Source organism: Barnesiella sp. B2-R-119 (assembly GCF_023656675.1).
GTDB lineage: Bacteria > Bacteroidota > Bacteroidia > Bacteroidales > Barnesiellaceae > Barnesiella > Barnesiella intestinihominis.
This window is the reverse complement of record NZ_JAMOKL010000002.1, coordinates 589,674-608,165: the sequence shown is the minus strand read 5'-3', so window position 1 is coordinate 608,165 and position 18,492 is coordinate 589,674. Positions and strand designations below refer to the sequence as shown.

19 protein-coding genes and 1 other RNA gene are annotated in these 18,492 nt (G+C 39.3%); 16 read left to right on the top strand and 4 right to left on the bottom strand.

Annotation, left to right across the window (positions count from 1 at the left end; genetic code table 11):
* The first annotated feature begins 107 nt into the window (after positions 1–107).
* A complete protein-coding gene (locus tag NBH06_RS05830) occupies positions 108–344 on the top strand; it encodes a putative signal transducing protein (protein WP_008861561.1) in 237 nt (78 codons plus the stop codon).
* Between the two features lie 56 nt (positions 345–400).
* Here the strand turns inward: NBH06_RS05830 and nhaC are convergent, their stop codons facing one another.
* From nhaC to NBH06_RS05815, 3 genes are all read right to left on the bottom strand, one after another.
* Positions 401–1,885, bottom strand: coding sequence for a Na+/H+ antiporter NhaC (nhaC, locus tag NBH06_RS05825; protein ID WP_250793273.1), 1,485 nt, complete (start codon positions 1,883–1,885; stop codon positions 401–403).
* Between the two features lie 218 nt (positions 1,886–2,103).
* Positions 2,104–3,381 (bottom strand): outer membrane beta-barrel protein, encoded by a 1,278-nt coding sequence (locus NBH06_RS05820; RefSeq protein ID WP_250793271.1) that lies wholly within the window; start codon positions 3,379–3,381, stop codon positions 2,104–2,106.
* Positions 3,368–3,928, bottom strand: coding sequence for an RNA polymerase sigma factor (locus NBH06_RS05815; RefSeq protein WP_046413092.1), 561 nt, complete (start codon positions 3,926–3,928; stop codon positions 3,368–3,370). Before NBH06_RS05815 ends, NBH06_RS05820 begins: the two co-directional genes overlap by 14 nt.
* Positions 3,929–4,089: 161 nt before the next feature.
* Between NBH06_RS05815 and NBH06_RS05810 the strand changes: the two genes are divergently transcribed.
* The 7 genes from NBH06_RS05810 (at position 4,090) to NBH06_RS05780 (ending at position 10,404) form a co-directional block, all read left to right on the top strand.
* Positions 4,090–4,842, top strand: a complete 753-nt coding sequence (locus tag NBH06_RS05810) for a NigD1/NigD2 family lipoprotein (RefSeq protein WP_021892697.1) — start codon at positions 4,090–4,092, stop codon at positions 4,840–4,842.
* A gap of 658 nt (positions 4,843–5,500) precedes the next feature.
* Complete coding sequence (metF, locus tag NBH06_RS05805) at positions 5,501–6,457, top strand: methylenetetrahydrofolate reductase [NAD(P)H] (RefSeq protein WP_250793269.1); 957 nt, start codon at positions 5,501–5,503, stop codon at positions 6,455–6,457.
* A gap of 15 nt (positions 6,458–6,472) precedes the next feature.
* A complete protein-coding gene (locus tag NBH06_RS05800) occupies positions 6,473–7,594 on the top strand; it encodes a DNA polymerase III subunit (protein ID WP_046413090.1) in 1,122 nt (373 codons plus the stop codon).
* Positions 7,595–7,613: 19 nt separating this feature from the next.
* Positions 7,614–7,982, top strand: a complete 369-nt coding sequence (locus NBH06_RS05795) for an MmcQ/YjbR family DNA-binding protein (protein WP_021892694.1) — start codon at positions 7,614–7,616, stop codon at positions 7,980–7,982.
* 96 nt (positions 7,983–8,078) lie between these two features.
* Positions 8,079–8,476, top strand: a transfer-messenger RNA (tmRNA) gene (gene ssrA, locus NBH06_RS05790).
* Positions 8,477–8,727: 251 nt separating this feature from the next.
* A complete protein-coding gene (locus NBH06_RS05785) occupies positions 8,728–9,927 on the top strand; it encodes a site-specific integrase (RefSeq protein WP_250793267.1) in 1,200 nt (399 codons plus the stop codon).
* 207 nt (positions 9,928–10,134) lie between these two features.
* Positions 10,135–10,404, top strand: a complete 270-nt coding sequence (locus tag NBH06_RS05780) for a hypothetical protein (protein WP_250793371.1) — start codon at positions 10,135–10,137, stop codon at positions 10,402–10,404.
* Between the two features lie 67 nt (positions 10,405–10,471).
* Here the strand turns inward: NBH06_RS05780 and NBH06_RS05775 are convergent, their stop codons facing one another.
* Positions 10,472–11,083 carry a hypothetical protein gene (locus NBH06_RS05775; protein ID WP_250793265.1) on the bottom strand — a complete coding sequence of 204 codons (612 nt, stop codon included), beginning with the start codon at positions 11,081–11,083 and terminating at the stop codon, positions 10,472–10,474.
* 51 nt (positions 11,084–11,134) lie between these two features.
* Here NBH06_RS05775 and NBH06_RS05770 point away from each other — a divergent pair, with 51 nt between their 5' ends.
* From NBH06_RS05770 to NBH06_RS05735, 8 genes are all read left to right on the top strand, one after another.
* Positions 11,135–12,025, top strand: a complete 891-nt coding sequence (locus NBH06_RS05770; RefSeq protein ID WP_250793263.1) for an AAA family ATPase — start codon at positions 11,135–11,137, stop codon at positions 12,023–12,025.
* Positions 12,026–12,059: 34 nt separating this feature from the next.
* The gene (locus tag NBH06_RS05765; RefSeq protein WP_502800948.1) at positions 12,060–13,034 is read left to right on the top strand and encodes a DUF3871 family protein; all 975 of its coding nucleotides are present in this window, start codon (positions 12,060–12,062) and stop codon (positions 13,032–13,034) included.
* 798 nt (positions 13,035–13,832) lie between these two features.
* Positions 13,833–14,471, top strand: a complete 639-nt coding sequence (locus NBH06_RS05760) for a hypothetical protein (RefSeq protein WP_250793259.1) — start codon at positions 13,833–13,835, stop codon at positions 14,469–14,471.
* 4 nt (positions 14,472–14,475) lie between these two features.
* A complete protein-coding gene (locus NBH06_RS05755; protein ID WP_250793257.1) occupies positions 14,476–14,694 on the top strand; it encodes a hypothetical protein in 219 nt (72 codons plus the stop codon).
* Between the two features lie 15 nt (positions 14,695–14,709).
* On the top strand, positions 14,710–15,099 hold the full coding sequence (locus NBH06_RS05750; RefSeq protein WP_250793255.1) for a hypothetical protein: 390 nt from the start codon (positions 14,710–14,712) through the stop codon (positions 15,097–15,099).
* 144 nt (positions 15,100–15,243) lie between these two features.
* On the top strand, positions 15,244–15,906 hold the full coding sequence (locus tag NBH06_RS05745; RefSeq protein WP_250793253.1) for a hypothetical protein: 663 nt from the start codon (positions 15,244–15,246) through the stop codon (positions 15,904–15,906).
* Between the two features lie 72 nt (positions 15,907–15,978).
* Positions 15,979–17,079 (top strand): hypothetical protein, encoded by a 1,101-nt coding sequence (locus NBH06_RS05740; RefSeq protein ID WP_250793251.1) that lies wholly within the window; start codon positions 15,979–15,981, stop codon positions 17,077–17,079.
* 369 nt (positions 17,080–17,448) lie between these two features.
* Positions 17,449–18,486 carry a hypothetical protein gene (locus NBH06_RS05735; RefSeq protein ID WP_250793249.1) on the top strand — a complete coding sequence of 346 codons (1,038 nt, stop codon included), beginning with the start codon at positions 17,449–17,451 and terminating at the stop codon, positions 18,484–18,486.
* Positions 18,487–18,492: the final 6 nt, after the last annotated feature.

Sequence of the window (18,492 nt, the reverse complement as noted above, 5' to 3'; positions counted from 1 at the left end):
CAAGATGGGATGCGGTTCGGCATAGCCAGATCGGAAATGAAATTTCCGTTTGTCTCTGCGCTCACCTTTCACCATCTTTGACAAAAGTCACTAAAAATTGGAGCCCTATGGAAAAAGAGATCGTATTATATCGTACATTCGATTCTCCGGTCGAAGCGAATATCGTAAAAGATGTATTGGAGACAAACGGAGTTCCATGTTTTTTGTCCAACGAGATATTTTCGAGTGTCTTGCCTTTGACAAATTCGGAAGTGGGAGCCATCAGGCTGAATGTCTTTGCCGAAGACGTGGAGAAGGCCGATACTATTTTAAGTACGACACAACTTCCTGAATCGGAAAAGTAGCAGGGGCTGAGTAACCTGTTTCGTTTTTTCAGTACCCATAAAAATCGAAACAGCTTTTATGCCGCTTGTTTTATCGGTTTCGAATTATTCCCGGATAGTTCGGACGAAAAGGTTTGTTTAATTTTGAATCCGGTAAAGGCGATGATCATAGACATTAACGGGCTTAGCAGATTGAAAAAGCAATAAGGCAGATAAGTGAGAGTGCTTACTCCGAGAACGGTTGCTTGTGTCATTCCGCAAGAGTTCCACGGAATCAATACCGATGTTACAGTGACCGAATCTTCCACGGTACGGCTGAGGAGCCGGCTTTCCAATCCTCTATTCTTATATAGTTCTTTGAAGAGGTTTCCGGTCAGTATGATGGACAGGTATTGGTCGGCCGTACAAGTGTTGAAAAAAAGTCCGGAGGCGACGGTGGAGCATACGGCACTTTTCGGTTTACGGACGAAACGGACGAAAACGTCGGTAATGCTACGGATCATACCGCTTGCCGACATGACACCACCGAAACACATGGCGCATATAATGAGCCAAATGGTATCCATCATGCCTCGCATTCCCCGGGTGGCGACGAGCGCATCGATTTCGGGTTGTCCGGTCGATAAAGAGGTGCTGCCGAATACGGAAGTCATCAAGGCTTTGAATCCGGTGGTGAAGTCTAGGGTTTCACCTTGTGCGATTTGCAGGAGAATATGAGGTTGGAAGATGAGTATGCATATTCCTGCAATGACCGAGGATATAAACAGTGTGATAATGGTGGGAAGTTTTATGAGTATAAGGATTCCTGTAATGACAGGAACGAGGAGAAGCCAGGGCGATAAATTGAATTTTTGCGCTAATGTATCGGCAAACAGGGCTGTTTGTTCGTGAGCGACATTTCCCTTTAAGAATCCGGCAATCGTAAAAATTATCAGCGTAATGATTATCGAGGGTACTGTCGTGACGAGCATATAGCGTATGTGTGTGAAAAGTTTCGTCCCGGTGGTGGACGAAGCGAGTACTGTCGTATCGGATAGCGGAGAGATTTTATCACCGAAATAAGCCCCCGAAATGATAGCGCCGGCAATCCACCCGGCTTCGAATCCTTGTGCCTTTCCTATCCCGAGCAAGGCGACACCGATGGTGGCGATGGTTGTCCAAGAGCTCCCGGTAACGACGGAAACGATGGCACAGATGAGACAGCAAGATGCCAAAAATATCTGAGGGGTGAGGGTGTGTAACCCGTAATATATGAGTGTGGGAACTACGCCACTGAGCATCCATGTGCCGGAAATGGCTCCGATGAGTAGCAAGATGATGATGGCCGGTGTCACTTTCTTTATGTTTTTAGCCATGCCTTCTTCGAGAGAACTCCATTTATAATTGTATTTTATCATGGCTATGCCTACACATACGGACGAAGCGATCAGAAGCGATACTTGGCTTCCACCTAAAAGGGCATCTCCACCGAAGATAGGGATAACCATAGCCAACAGTGCGACAAGAACGAACAATGGAATCAGTGAAATGACGGGAGTGGGTATTTTGTTTTTTTCGTCCATATTATTTTTTCTTTTTATTCGAGCTTGCAAAGGTAATCATAATGCATATATATTACCTTTATTTTCTTCTATTTTTGAATAAATAAACAGTAATTATTGTATATATAAATATTTATTCATTTTTGAATAAAAAAGAGGATTGTCGGTATTCTACTTTTTCGACGGTATGTAGATTGGAATGCTTTGTTTGGAGAGAAGTGTAAAAATTGAGCGGAAATTCAGAAATTGAATCGAAGTCCGGCTTGCAGATTGATGTTAAAGGGTTTTTCTTTACGAATAGTCGAGATGTCCGATCCATCGTCGAAGTAATAAACAATACCGGGTTCGGCATAGAGGCTTATATGCGATGCCAGTTTGAAAGATATTCCGACCGATGCCAATACGGACCATTGCAATTGGTTTATGTGCAGAGTCTCGTCGTTGGAAAACGGCGGACGATTGTTCATTTCGTATTGTGCGGAGAGTTCTCCGTGAACACATTTTTCCAACATTCCGCCTCCCGATAGGTAGAGATTGAAATAGCGCTTTTTTAAGAAATTCCAGTTTAGTTTTAACGGTATTCCCAAATAGTGTAGTTGCTGGTTTTGTGTATAGTATGCAGCTCCTCCGGCAGTCAAGTCGGACGAAAGATAGGTATATACAAGTCCCGTTTCTAATGCCAGTCGATTGTTCAGTTCTTTCTGGACTGTAATTCCAACCGATACGGGAAAGTGGTGTTTAATGTCTGTTTTGGGTTGGCTATTGATATTTTGCAGCATGATATGTTGGTAGGGTGTTGTCACCGGCCCTTCGGAGTTCGAAAGATTTTTTTCGGAGGGGAGACTTGCCATTTCGGCAGAGGCATAAGGGGCTAAATTGCTGAATCCATTTCGATTGTCGGCTGACGCGATTAGGTTATTCCCCAGAGATACGCCCAAAGACCAAGTGCTTTTGGGTTTGGTTTTGGGTTGTGTATGCGTATGTATGGTTGTCATGCTGGTATTCTCATTTCTCGATGAAAATAAGCCAGTCTGTGCGTTGTCTCGTTTTTTCTCCGGAGTTGATTTTTCCGGTTCGGAAGATTCCCGTTGTTCGATGTGTCGCGATTCGTTTATTTGAGATGGCGTATGGTTTTCCACATCGGTACGGTCGGGTGTTTGCGGTGCTCGTATCGGTTTATAAGATTGGGCTATTATATCGAGTGGTTTCTGTTTTATCGAGGGTACAGTATTTTGCATTCGAGATACTTCCATTTGCTCCGAGCCGGATATTTTTGTTTGAAGCGGGAGATTGTTTAAGTCGGTAGTCGGACGGAGGAATTGTAACCCGATAAAAGTACATAACAAAAGTGTAATACAAGCGGCTGCCCACCAAATGGTTCTTTTCCGAAGGGGGATACGACGTGGAGCGAGCTCTTTGGAAAGTTCTTCCCAAACTTCTGGCGGAGGAGTAACCGAATATTCATCGAGCTGCTCTTTCCAGCTGTCTGTCCAATTTTTAGTTTTATCCGTTTTCATATTGTGCCCAATATTGTTTAATTCGATTCATCAATATCGTTCGTGCCCGATGTAATTGTGATGAGGAGCTTTTTTCGTTTATATGAAGTAGGTTTGCGATTTCTTTATGTGATTTGTTCTCGAATGTGAACAGATTGAATACCGTGCGGTATCCGTCCGGCAATTCCGAAATGAATCGAAGAAGCGTTTCCTGAGGTATGTTTTTTACGATTTTGTCGTCGTCTTCATATTCCGGGTCGGCTATTTCGGGAGCGGTTTCGATGTCGAGCTCGATATGTTGTGTTTGCTTGCGAATCGCTTCTAATGCTGTATTTACCATAATACGGCTCAACCATGCTTTTAATGAGCCTTCGCCTCGGTAGAAAAATTTATCCAAAGAGGTAAAGGCTTTAAGGAACCCGTCATGTAAAAGATCTTTGGCGAAATCTCTGTTCCCGGAGTAACGGATACAAAGTGCGAACATTTCACCGGCATAGCGTTGATACAGCTCGTTCTGTGCCGTCATATCTTTCCGCTTGCAACACTCTACCAGCTCTGCTTCGTTCATTTTTCGATGATTCCTGTTATTTATTAAATGCAACGATGTAAAAATACTGCATGATAGGTGATAGAAAAATTGTTTTTAACTCTTTAACAAAATTCGGTGCAGTATTTTTGAATGGTTTACGTTTACCTCATAAAAGTGGATAAATTAAAAAACAGACGAATATGAAAATGAAAAAGTTTTTATTGGTAGGATTATTAGGTGTTGTGACATTGTGCGGGCTGTCGTCTTGTGACGATGATGACGATGGCGGATACGTTCCGTTTTCCTATGCGGTGGGCGATATGGTCGTAAAAGACGGGAGTGAGCCATATATCCAGTTGGATAGTAAGCAAACACTTTTCCCGTCGAATGGCAGTCGTTTGCCTAATTATTTGTTGAAAGATGGAAAACGGGTAATCGTGAACTTCTCTTTTCTCGAAGGACAGCGGGAGGGATATGATTATTATATTCTTATCAATGATATAGATTCTGTGTTGGTTAAGAATGTTATTCCCATCACTCCTGAAACGACCGATAGTATCGGTAACGATCCTGTGAATGTGTTGGATATGTGGACGAGCGATAAGTATCTGACGGTTCAGTTCGAAATGCGTGGTCTTGGTCGCGAGAAACACATGATTAATTTGGTTAGGAATTATTCTTTATCTCCTAATCCCGATGGAGACGGTTATTTACAATTGGAGTTGCGTCATAATCGTTTGAATGATCCTGAGATAGACCATATTTTATGGGGGGTGGCTTCGTTTAGATTGGAGGATTTGAAACTGGAAAATCCCGATTTGAAAGGGTTGAAAATAAAAGTACGTAGTCCTTATGGAACGGAAGTTCGTACTTGTGATTTCGAGAAGGAGGATTCAGGAGAGGATGCAATTTCTGGAACTCAGGAGAAGAGTGTTTCTACTTATGTCCGATAGAAATAGTTAAGTAAATAGGTGTTGATTGCCGGGAGCAGAATTGATATTTTGCTTCCGGTTTTTTTTATTGTGAAATAAAGGCTTATAAGTTTTTTGGATAGGTACAAAAAAAATTGATTGTCTCACGACAACCAATCTTTGTTAACCTTAAATCTAATACCATGAAAAACACATTGCAAATATAGGGGTAAATATGTTCTCAAACATAATATTTAGACAATAATTTTCTTGGATTTAATTTGTTTTAACTAATGTAAATCGATTTAGTCGTAAATGTATACGGTCTTTAACATTTTTGGCGAGACTGTAAACAAATATTCGCTGTTCCCGGATATTTCCTTATATTAGAATGAGATAGGAATAATTCAAAAAGGGGAAAAGGATTTGTTTGTTTTATCCTTTTCACATTTTTCGTTTGCGGTGTCGGACGAGTTTGTTAAAGATGGACTGTATTCGGTATATCCAAATAAATTTGTTTCTGCTCTTGGTTTACATTATCTTTGTCATAACGAAGATAGGATGTGGTTCGACATAGCTAATTCGGAAATGAGATTCCCGTTTGCCTCTGCGCTCACCTTTCACTATCTTTGTCTATTGTTGTACGAGTGGTAAGAATTAAAATAGGTATTAGATTAATACCCGATTAAATGAAAAATAAATGAAGGTTTCCGATTTGATAAAGAATAGCGGGAGTACAGGATTTTCATTTGAAATATTGCCTCCATTAAAGGGTAGCAGTATCGAGAAATCTTTTAAAGCGATAGACACGCTACGGGAATTTGCGCCGTTATATATTAATATAACCACACATCGCAGTGAATTGGTTTATAAGGATACCCCCGATGGGTTGTTTCGCCGGGTCTCGGAACGTAGTCGTCCCGGTACAGTAGCGGTAGCGGCAGCTATAAAAAATAAATATCAGATACCCACTGTTCCTCATCTCATATGCAGTGGCTTTACAGCTCTCGAAACAGAATATGCTTTAATAGATTTGAATTTTTTGGGGATATGCGATTTGCTTATTTTGAGAGGTGATAAGGCTAAGCATGAGAATCGATTTATTGCTGCTTCCGGTGGATATGAACATGCTATTGAATTGGAGCAGCAGGTGAATCGTTTTAATGAGGGTTATTTCATAGATGGCACTCGAATGGATTTGGTCAGTACAAGGCAATTTTCATACGGAGTGGCGGGTTATCCCGAGAAACATGACGAATCTCCTAATCCCGACGAGGATATGAAATGGTTGAAGGCAAAGGTGGATGCAGGAGCCGACTATATAGTTACCCAGATGTTTTTCGATAACGAAAAGTTTTTCTCGTTTGTAGACCGTTGTCGGGCAGCAGGGATTACCGTACCCATTGTCCCGGGATTGAAACCTATCTCGAAGGCTTTGCAATTGACATTGTTACCTCGTGTATTTCACGTAGATATACCCGATATGCTGGTTCGGGAGATTGTTAAGTGTAAAGACGATTCGCAGGTTAAGCAGGTAGGGATAGATTGGTGTACAGCTCAATCGCTCGAATTGAAAGCGAAGGGAGTACCCAGTATTCACTATTATTCGCTTATGGCGGTCGATAGTGTTTATCAAGTGGCGAAGTCGGTTTATTAACGGAGGGATCGCGCAATGTTTTTTAAAGACGTTATTGGACAGGAGGAGGTAAAGCGAAGACTTTTACGTTCTGTTGACAATGATCATGTGGCTCATGCCCAGTTGCTTTGTGGACCGGAGGGTGTCGGTAAATTTGCTATGGCTATGGCTTATGCCCGGTATATACATTGCACGAATCGTCAGAATGGGGATGCTTGCGGTGTATGTCCGTCTTGCCGGCAACATACGGCTTTGACTCACCCGGATTTGCATTTTGTATTCCCGATGGTCAAAGTGGATAAGAAGAAACGGATATGCGACGATTATTTGCCCGAATGGACTGAGTTTTTGAAGGAGAATACCTATTTCGGGATCGATTCATGGTTGAGGTATATTAATGCCGATAACAAGCAGGCCGTAATTTATGGAGAAGAGAGTGAAAGTATTTTGCGGAAGATGTCTTTAAAGAGCTATGAATCTCCGTATAAAATAATGATTATATGGCTGCCGGAACGCATGAACGACACTTGCTCCAATAAATTGTTGAAATTGCTGGAAGAGCCTTATCCTGGTAGTGTGTTTTTGTTAGTCAGCAATAATCCCGATAGAGTGCTGGGGACTATACGTTCGCGTTCGCAGCTTATCGAGATTCGATCTTTGTCCACGTCGGTTATAGCCGAGGCGTTGCAACGCCGGTATGGGATAACGGAGCAGGATGCTATTTCGGTGGCCCATGTCGCAGAGGGTAATTATTTGAAGGCTTGCGAGTCTCTTCAATTGAATGAGGAGAATAAATTGTTTTTCGATTATTTTGTACAGGTCATGCGATTGGCCTATGCTCGGAAAATAAAGGATTTGAAGATATGGAGCGAGGAAGTGGCCGATTTGGGACGCGAACGTTTGCGTCGATTTCTTTCCTATGCCCAACGAATGATACGTGAGAATTACATCTATAATTTGCATGTTCCTGCATTGACCTATATGAATCGGGAAGAGGCTCAATTTTCTTCGCGTTTCGCTCCGTTTATTCATGAACGTAATGTACAGGCTATCATGAAACATTTGAGCGATGCCGAAAATGATGTCGGGCAGAATGCTAATGCCAAGATTGTTCTTTTCGATCTATCTATAAAACTTATTATGCTGTTGAAAAGCTGATGAGGAGTCGAGATGTGAAATGAATGTAGAAGAATTTAGGGAATATTGTCTTTCGTTGAAGGGTGTAGAAGAGAAGATGCCTTTCGTGAATGTTGCCGACCGATATAGCCGTGATGTTTTGTGTTTCTATGTGGGCGATAAATGGTTTTGTTTTGTGAATGTTGAAGTGTTCGATTTTTGTTGTATTAAGTGCGACCCGGTGGAATCGGGCGAATTGCAGGCTCGTTATATGGGAGTAAAGCCGGGGTGGCATATGAATAAAAGGCATTGGATTAGCGTTTACTTTAATCGAGATGTTTCGGACGAGATGGTCAGGACGTTGGTGAAAAAATCTTATGATATGGTTGTCAAGCGTTTGAATCGTAAGGAGCGGGAAAGACTATTATAGAGAGAGATGTCTATTTTTTTGAAAAAACAGGTCTTTTTCTATTGAAAAAATATTATCTTTGCCGTCCCGGATAGAAAACACCGGGAAACTACCACTGGGGCTGACCGGTTTTGACAGCGGGTAGAAGTGGTGGGTAAGCATGCAGAGCGTTGTTGCCCCGCTCTATAATATCAGACAACAAAAATTTAACTGGCGAAAATAACTACGCTCTTGCTGCTTAATCGAAGTACAGTAGATTAGCTTAATCTCCGCAACAGTTGTGGAGACAAGACATCACCCGGTTGCTGTTGTTCCGAAGCGTTCCGAAACGGTGGTGCAATAATATCGGAAATAGTCAGAGGCCAGTTTCGAGCTGATGATGAAAATTTAGAAACTAAGGTGCAGATTGGTGGCTTCGGTCTTGTCTGTACCCGACAATCAAAGCGAAGATAAGCATGTAGAAAGCTCATTAGTTCCTCGTTTGGACGAGGGTTCGAATCCCTCCAGCTCCACAAAAGTTTGATGAAAAAAAATGAAAAATCCTGCAACTTATTGAATTGCAGGATTTTAATCTATGTAAGATAATGAACTAAAATGAATATGAAGGAAAGTTTTTAATTGGATATATCGTTGGACTTAAAAAAGTCTATCTCAAAGTCCAATTAGTTTCATCGTATTTCGTTGATATTCAGTATTTTGCACTTGTTTAATCCTCTAATTATTAAGACCTTTGCATCATTAAGACAACAATTAAAAGTGATGTAATATGGTATCAATTTTATTCTTTATTAAAAGGAAAAAACTTTTGAAGGATGGAACTGCATCTATCTTTGCAAGAGTTACATTTAACAGGCTCTCAGCCGAAGTTGCAACAGGGAAAAGTGTGGTGCCTACCCAGTGGGTAGCAACTAAGGGTAGAGCAAAGGGAAATACATTAGTTAACAAGCAAGTAAATTCATTTCTTGATCAAATGGAATATACTTTGCATGATTTGACTCTTCAAATTCAGAGAGAGGGTAAGCAGGTAAGTGCAAAAGAAATTTTAAACAGATATAAGCACCTTAATGCACCCAAACCTAAAACTGGTATTTTAGCTCTTTATGCTGAGCATAATCAAGAGTTGGAAGAATTAGTGGGTATATCAGTAGCATTGGCTACTTATAAGAGACATGAAACCTCTTTGAAACTTTTTCATGAGTTTTTACTGTACAGATATCAGGTGGAAGATTTAGCTGTTAGTGAAATTGATGTGGAAATACTTCAAAAGTATCAACATTATTTGATGACAGTAAGGCATAACAACAATAATACTACAGTAAAATATATTAGAAATCTTGGGAAAATATTAAACTTAGCTGTTTCAAGAAAACTTATAACTGCTTCTCCTATAGAGGAGTTGAAATTAAAAATAGAACCAGTTGATAAGGGATTTCTCACACAAGAAGAACTTACAAAGCTTGCTGATAAGGATTTTAGTATTGTCAGGCTTGAACAAGTAAGAGATGTGTTTTTATTTTGCTGTTATACAGGACTTGCATATATTGATGTATATTCATTGACTACCAGTGATATAGCGGAGGAGAATGGTAGGTTGTGGATTAGAAAGGCGAGGCATAAAACCAGTGTAATGTGCCATATACCCATATTGAAACCTGCTAAAGAGATTCTTGATAAGTATGCGTCATTACCTTATAAAGATGAGAAATTACTTCCTGTATTATCTAATCAAAAAATGAATGCTTATTTGAAGGAGATAGCTGGTATAGTGGGTATTAATAAAGATTTGACAACTCACCTCGCTCGGCACACATTTGCTACAACTGTTACTCTTGCTAATCAAGTTTCTATTGAGAATGTATCTAAAATGCTGGGCCATTCTAGTATTAGAATGACACAGCATTATGCAAGAATATTAGATGCTTCGATAGAACATGAAATGTTGAACGTGGAAAAATGTTATGAATGAGATATCAACTATACTCCTTACTTCCAATGATGGAAATAGGGGCTTATCATTAATGCAGATTAATTAATGAATAACTAAATTTACTGAAAATTTTTTTATTTTTTTCTTCCATCTTATAATCAAGAGCAAGAGTTACACCATCAAAACACCCGCCCCATCATTCAGGGTGGGGATAGTCCCCTCCCACAACGATTAAAATCAAAAATGATGGAAAGATTAAAATTTATTGAAACCATGTCTATTGCAGACTTCAAAGCAAAAAAGGGAGTGGAAAGGATCGAAGTGAAACAGAACCCCCAAAGCGGGAAATGTTTCATCGTCTTTGGTATCGAGACAGGAGCGGTAAGCGATAAATTCAACAAAGGTCTACTTACTGACCCTGTAATTTCAAAGGTGGTATCACCTGAGGACGGGGAAATGTTTTTCATGCTTCATCAGCGAGGTGAGGGAGGTGCGCATGTTTTAGCTGTGCTATAATTCAACAGCTTGGCAGCAAAAGAAAAAGGTTAGTTGTCTACGATAGGACTTCTGACCTTTTCTTATTCTATACTAATTTATTCCAAATAACCGGATTAGTTATGATGTTTGCTATAATACTAGCTGAAATGCTTTCGCCCCAAGATTTCACCTTATTGAGGATCTTGGATTTGGCTTTCTCTGGATTAGATTCCTCTTGAGCTATGGATTTTAATTCTTTAAGTTGTTTACCTGTTATTTCATCCTTAATAGCTTCAAGGAAAATGTCTATGGCAAAACCTTGCTTCTGAGTCTGAGATTGATCCTGCGATTGATGAACATTGACATTTACAGATTTATCAATAGTTGGTTTTGTTTCTTCTTTTTGGGGTAATGATGGGAATAATATACATGACTGTAAAATACCAATCATGCGTTCAAATATTTCAGGAGAATTATGCTGCTTTTTCAACTCAATAGCTGCATTTTCAAAATCTTTGATACATCTATCACCAGGAAAATTAAGAGATAAAAATCTTATCACAAGACTTTTCCATCGTTCATATTTGCAATATTCGGGGATTTCATAATCCACAAACGTACATATAATATTACTCGGATATTCGATTTTATAAATTTGAGACAATATAAGTTCTCCGTCAGAGATGAGTTTGTCAAGTGTTATAGTATCAGTATCCATTATGTAAATCTTTTAATACAAAATTAAAAAAATTCTCTATACAAACAAACTATGCAGTTAAGAAAATCATCGAAAAAGCAAGCGAAGATAAAGCTAGCACTTCAAGGCTGTGCCGGGTCAGGAAAGACCTATTCAGCCCTACTTTTAGCCAATGGTCTCTGCCAAGACTGGACTAAGATCGCAGTCATAGATTCGGAGAACGGGAGTGCAGACCTGTATGCACATTTGGGAAATTACAATGTACTTCCTCTTCAAGACAATTTTACACCGGAGAGCTACATCGAGGCCATACAAATTTGTGAAAACGCAGGAATGCAAGTCATTATCCTAGATTCCATCTCCCAATGCTGGGACAATTTGTTGGAATATCATGCCGGTCTGCCCGGCAACAGTTTCACCAACTGGCAGAAGATTACTCCCAGAATGAACGCCTTCATGCAGAAGATATTGCAGTCAGACAGGCACATCATCTGCACCATGCGTTGCAAACAGGACTATGTGCTCAACGAGAGGAATGGCAAGATGGTGCCTGAAAAAGTGGGTTTGAAAGCCGTCATGAGAGATGGAATAGATTATGAGTTCACCATCGTATTCGACATCAACATGAAGCACCAGTGCATGGCGAGCAAGGACAGGACCAACCTTTTTGCAGGCAAGCCCGACTTTATGATTACCCCAGCTACTGGGCAGATCATTCTCGACTGGTGCAATGACGGGGTGACCGTCGAAATGATCAGAAGCAAGATAAACAATAGTCAATCCATTGAAGAACTGACCACCGTTTATCACCAATATCCAGAGTGGTATCAGCAACTCACTTCTGACTTTATGCAGAAGAAGGCCTTTCTTCAAGACCAGAGAACAAACAATCAACCAATCAATTATTCACCCAATTTCGTAAAATATGGAAACGATACAGTTACAGCCGGTCAGGTCAGATGAAATTTATCCAAGCAGGAAAAACGAAACATTAAGAATGTCACGACAGGATATTGTCGATGTAGAACCGATTTTGTCAAGAAGAGAAGTCAAAAGGCTACCTTTCATTGAAGCCAATACCCAAGAAGTCACGATTGAACATCTGAAAGAAGATTGTATCGTTCCGGTGTTCAGCAAGGACAATGAAATCACTATTTCCCATCCCTGCTTTATAGAGACTGTATGGGAAGCAGCCGGCAAGGTATTTCCTAATGAAAGAGTCAGAATGCCTGAAATACGAGTAAGCCATATTATCAAGGGCAGAATACCCGAAGCCATTCACAAGCCCGCGAAAGACTTGCTGGAAGAAGACAAGACCATCTATTACGAGAGAATGATGTTTTGTTTTGAAATCCCCACCATACACGAGGATATTGCCGGGAACAGGCTCAACCTTACGGTAGGCGGCGTAAGGGCTTATAACCAAGAGAACCTTTACAGCAAAAAGGGAATGGAAAAGTTCAAACTCTTCATAGGCTTCAAGAACATGGTATGCTGCAATATGTGTGTCAGCACAGACGGTTTCCAGTCAGAAGTGAGGGCAATGAGCAGCCAAGAACTGTTTACTTCGGCAATAAAGCTCTTTCAATCGTATAATGCGGCCAAGCACCTTTATTACATGGGCGCTTTCAAGGACAACTATATGACAGAACAGCAGTTTGCCCAATTTTTGGGCAAGAGCAGATTATACCAATATCTTCCACCTGAGCAGAAGAAAAAACTTCCCCCAATGCTTATGACCGATACCCAAATAGGGCTGGTGGCGAGAGCATATTATCAAGATGATAACTTTTCCCTTCCAGACAATGGTAAGGAAATCAGCATGTGGAATGTGTATAATTTGCTTACGGGGGCAAACAAATCTTCCTACATAGATAACTTTTTGGATCGGGCTTACCATGCCACTCGGCTTTCGGAAGGGCTGAACCAAGCCTTGCATGGAGAGGGGGAATACACTTGGTTCATTCAATAGAAAATGACTGGTCATAAAGAGGTTCTGAAAGAACCTATCCATTATGGTAGGAAATCCTGATTTGTACATCTAACCCCAAATTTTTATATATAAAGACTGGGTTAGGTGTACATTTTCCCTTAAAAAAGAGGTTATCTATTATGGTCAGGAAGAGGATTGGCTTTAATGAGTCTGGGAATGCTGATAATATCAATATCCTTTTCCTCTTCCTGACACTGTTTGTTTAGTGTATCAGGTAATAATTGTGAAAAAGTATGTCCTTATCGAGAGTAGTTGGATAACTAATCATCATATGGATAGTTCTCCGCATTCTGGCAAAGATGTGGACCGGAAACAGCCCATACCTCGATTTAGATTTTTTCAAGCTAACAGGTTGTGCCCTTTTAAGAAAGGGTTACATACCCTACTTTTACGAGGAATAAGAGTACTTTTGCATATAGTTTAAGGAACGGCCCATTCCTATGGAGTCTGATATGTCTTAGTTTACTTTGAAAAAAGTAGTTGTCAGAGTATTGTTTGTTTCCGAATAATCGTAACTTTGTGGAAACAAACAAATAACGGGACAATGAAATAAAAGTTTAACAAGTCATATTAGAAAAGAAGTGTTTGCTTCTGCTTGATGTATTCTGAAAATCGCCAATTAGAGGAATATAACCATCACGGCATGAGAGTGAATGCTCCCTCCATAGGGTGTGGGCTTTCCTTGTTGTATGGTTATAGGTGTTTGGCGATACCTCAGAATAGCAACAGGTAAAGTCTGCACCTTTCTTTTTGTGGTATGGCTACAAAAAAGAAAAAATGGAACGAATTAAGAGACAAGTTCAGAACGCCATTCAGCTGTATGAGCGTCAAGACATCACCGCCTTACAACAACAGTTATATGAACTGTATTCCAACTTCAATCAAATTGGCGGAGGGAAATTAATCATTAATTATCCGAATAAAGACCAACTAGCAGAATGCTTTACCATGATGCTTCGATTCGATTGGATAAATGATAATGACATCCGCGAGGTTTGGGCGGAAAATGGATTTTACTGTATCATAGAGTATCTGAATAAACAAGCAAATACACCCATCGACACAGCAGTTGGCGCATTGAATCTTTTTTTGCATTTATGTGTAGCGAGAAAAGATCTTAAGCCCAAAGTGCAAGAAGTATTGAACAAGGCTGTAATGTTGATGAATCCTGTTTTCAAAGACCATTACATCAACAATAGCGCAGATTATCTTATCGACCAATTCTTATATCTGTCAGCAAAAATGATACAGCCGCTGATGAAAATACACGGTGACATATTGCAGGGAAGTTACAAAAAAGAATACGATAACATATTACTGAATAGAGATATTGAACAGTGCTGCAAGCCAAATTCGATAATAGAAAAGGCATCTTTCATAGCAAATGTAATAGGCTCCGTATTGATAGAGATGTAAAAAGATGACAAAATATCCGATATTAAATCTTTGTAAAATGAGCAATAAAGACAATGGGAAAAAAGGAAACACAGGGTGTTTTATCATAACATTCTTAGTCATTGCTGCTGGTATTCCTTCGGCTTTGGCACATGCGAAAGAGGGGCCTATTGGCTCTGTGGTAATCTTGATTTTTGGGATAGCTGTAGCGTGGTATGTAGCCAAAGCTCTTAGTGATAATTGAAATGCAAAAAGCGATATGAAATTTTCCTTGACATTAGGGACAGGCTTACCGCTTATTATTTCCTCTGACAATCTGTGTTTTCTTATTGACACAGGTTCAACCCATAACACCTTATTCAGCTTTGTATATGAACATTTCAAAGACAGATTCAAGGTATTGGAGGAAAGACGCAACATAATAGGGATTGATGGAGTACAACATGAAGCTCCGACTATTGAAGCAATATTCAATTTCGAGGGTATGAGTTACACCTCCTTCTTTGCCATACTAGATGCCTCAGAAGCAGTCGTGCAGGTGCAGGAAGAGACAGGTGTACAAATTCATGGTGTACTAGGCACTCAGTTCCTTGTTGAGAACAAATGGATTGTTGATTTTGAAAAACTCACTATCAACAATGTCAAGTGAGGAAATATTTATTGAGATTAAAGTCTCAGTCTTTACATTTCTTCCTGACAAAAGAGAGATATTTAGCTTGCCGGCCTTGAATTATTAAAAAAAGGAATAGAAATATGCCGTCGGATACTGAAATAAGAATCAAAGATTTTTTGTATGATATGTATTTATGATATGAATTTTGGAGTTAAAGGACGAGCCTTTACTGATTTTTTACAGTCTGTCAGCAGTGGTATTATTTATGGTGATAAACGTAAAAAGCTTGTACACTCAGATAAAAATACGCAATGTATTGTTGAGTATACGCACATTTTATTGGATAAAATACATTTTCGAGGGAACTACACACTCGGTTTTCAATTGGATTATCCCTCGGGATACTACCTTCGAAATAAAACCTATCCCCAAATACGTATGGAATGCTTATTCCCATACATTGTTCCCGAAGAATCTCCCGAATTTGTGTGGCAAATGTATCTATTGACTAATGCGGACAAAATATTACATGGAATAAACGATTATGTGTCCAGTTACTGTGAGTTGTTATGGATGTATTCAGATGAGTACTTAAACACTTTCAAATGGGAGCCGAATATTAATGAGTTTCTAGACCCTAAACTGGTTTTACATGGTACTTATGCTAAGGTCGAATGCTGTTGGATAGAATCAAATGAGATGGGATTATACAAAGATATTTGTGAATATGACATTCGAGATGAAACTATTGAAGAGAAAAGCCATACAACACAGTTATTACTGCCACCTTGGGGCAGTGACGATTATTATCAGGCGGTACTTGACAAATTATTGCCCTTTTAAGGTGTTTGTATTTCCCTTTGAAGGAATCTGATTCGTAACTAGAAAACAATAAATATTTAAGATACACCAAAAATGAAAAAGAAAACCGTAATGATTATGTGTGCCGTATTTACCATGTTGACAAGTATAGTAAGTTGTTCTGAAAAAGCACAAAGATCAGCAGATACAATTCCTGTTGATACCTTACAGGCGTCTTTGATAATTGAGGATTCCACACCTCTCAATGATGCTGTTGGTAAATTAAGCGATTCCATCAGCCATGTAAAAATTAATCCTACGGATAAACAGGATCACGACGGGCTAATGTTTTGGACTTCCGACAAAATATGCAATACCAATCCGGAGCTGGTGTTGTTGCTTGATACTTTGTACAGATATACAAGAAGTAAAGGCGAAAATGAAAGTGTTAACGTTAAAGAAACGCTAAACTGGATGAAAGCATATCGAAAGCAGTTATGCGACTACTATGATAGGAATAAATTGGGTAGTGATACGATTACAGGCTATGAGAAGGCTGATACTGTATTGAATCACGCAGAAAGGCTATGGGATATAGATAAAGACGAGTCAACGATGGGTAGGATTGTTTATAATAGCACTTATTATTCATGGATTATATTCAAACAATATAATTCATTGATAGAACTTTTAGATTTGTGCGAGAATGACAAGCAGAAAAGTTTACTCATCAAGGAACAAGAAGCATGGGAGAACCTGGAAAAGGAATTCATAAAGTTGTTTTTCTGTTGTGTAGATTTGTGTTATTGGGAAGGTAGTATTAGTGGTGTTATTAGTAGTGCCGGAGTTTGCAGTGTATGGGAATGCCATATAAAAATGAACAATAAAGAATTGAATGATTTAAGCGATAATGAAATATTAGGGGAAGATTCTGGTGTATTTTTATCTTGTGCCGAAGATTTATTTATAAGTTCTTGTAGTACAGCTATAAAGAAATATTATGAATGTGGAGAAGACAAAAATTATCAGAAAGTATATAAAAATGCTATTCAACAAAATAAGAAATTAAAACCTTTATTAAGAAACTGGATTAAAACAAGAAATGCATGGACCGATGAAATACGTAGGGATAGTCTTTTTGACCGGTATGAAAGAAATACATCGGCAGTTTTATTGGGATTAGCAAATATTCTCAGTTCAATTGATGATTTATGAAGCCAATAAATGCTGAACATCTATAAGCCTGAATATGATTAGCAATTATTCATTTAATTTGTTTTTCTTTCTTGATGAGAAATTGGATAAGACTGTTATACTACATAATCAAAACAGTTATGAAACAGAAACAAGAAACTTAGGACTCCTACAAGTGCAGCCTTTGGCTTAATACAAACTTTGCCATTGTTGGTTAATAGTTGGTTTATTGACTTTTTTATTGTTTATCAATAATTGACGTGTAATATAATACCAGTTGTGTTAATATGAATATGATTCTTAATCTCTGCCCTTTAAAGAAGTTGGCAGGAAGTGCGGAACTCGGGTATATATAGTTTGAAGCCGGAAAACTTTCAAAACAAACGGAACATGAAAAGAAAGGGAGCAATAATAATTTTAAGTACTATACTTGCCACATTGATATGCGTGGCCGGTTGTTCCTCGCCGCCAGAAACGTCAAGCGGACATGAAAAGGCGGGAGCGTGTAATGCCATATACTATTGGAAGACACAATTCCAACTGGATAATCATACCAAGTCTTTTATTGGGAAACATGATATCCAAAAGATGTACATTAGATTTTTTGATGTCGACTATGGGCAAGACAGGGATGGTGTGTTTAAGGCAATACCCATTGCCACGACTATTTTTCGTGATACCGTGCCAGTCGGCATAGAAGTAGTCCCTACTGTTTACATAACAACCAAAGCTATAAAAGCCGATACCACGTTTGCACGGTTGATGTATAAAAGGATTATGGCCATGGCAAAACGAAACAAGATACGAGATATACATGAGATTCAGGTAGATTGCGACTGGACAGAAAGTACCCAAGTCTCTTTTTTCAAACTGTGTGAGGTTTTGCGAGACATGCTGCATAAAGACGGAATAAAACTTAGTGCCACTATCCGTTTACACCAGTTAAAAAAGGAATGCCCCCCTGTGGATTGTGGGGTACTTATGCTGTATAATACAGGATCATTGTACAATCCAGATGGAAATTCCATCTTGAACTATAAAGATGTGGAACCTTATCTGAAAACAGAATTGGAATATGCTTTGCCGTTGGATTTTGCTTTCCCTGTCTATTCTTGGGGAATATGGATGCGGAAAGGTGAGTTCAAGTCCATTCTTCACAAGACAGATTTTACAGATACACTGTATTATAGAAAAGCCGATAAACGGAAATATATTGTTTCGCGAGAGCACTATGTGGAAGGTCATCTCATTAAGGAAGGTGACATAATCCGTTTGGAAACATCTCCTTTGGAAGAAATATTGAAAGTAAAGCGGTTGGTAAATTCCAAAATCAATCAACAGCCCCATTGTATAGTATTGTACCATCTTGACTCTTTGAACATTTCCCAGTATTCTGAAGAGGATATCCATTCAATCTACAAAAGATAACTTGCT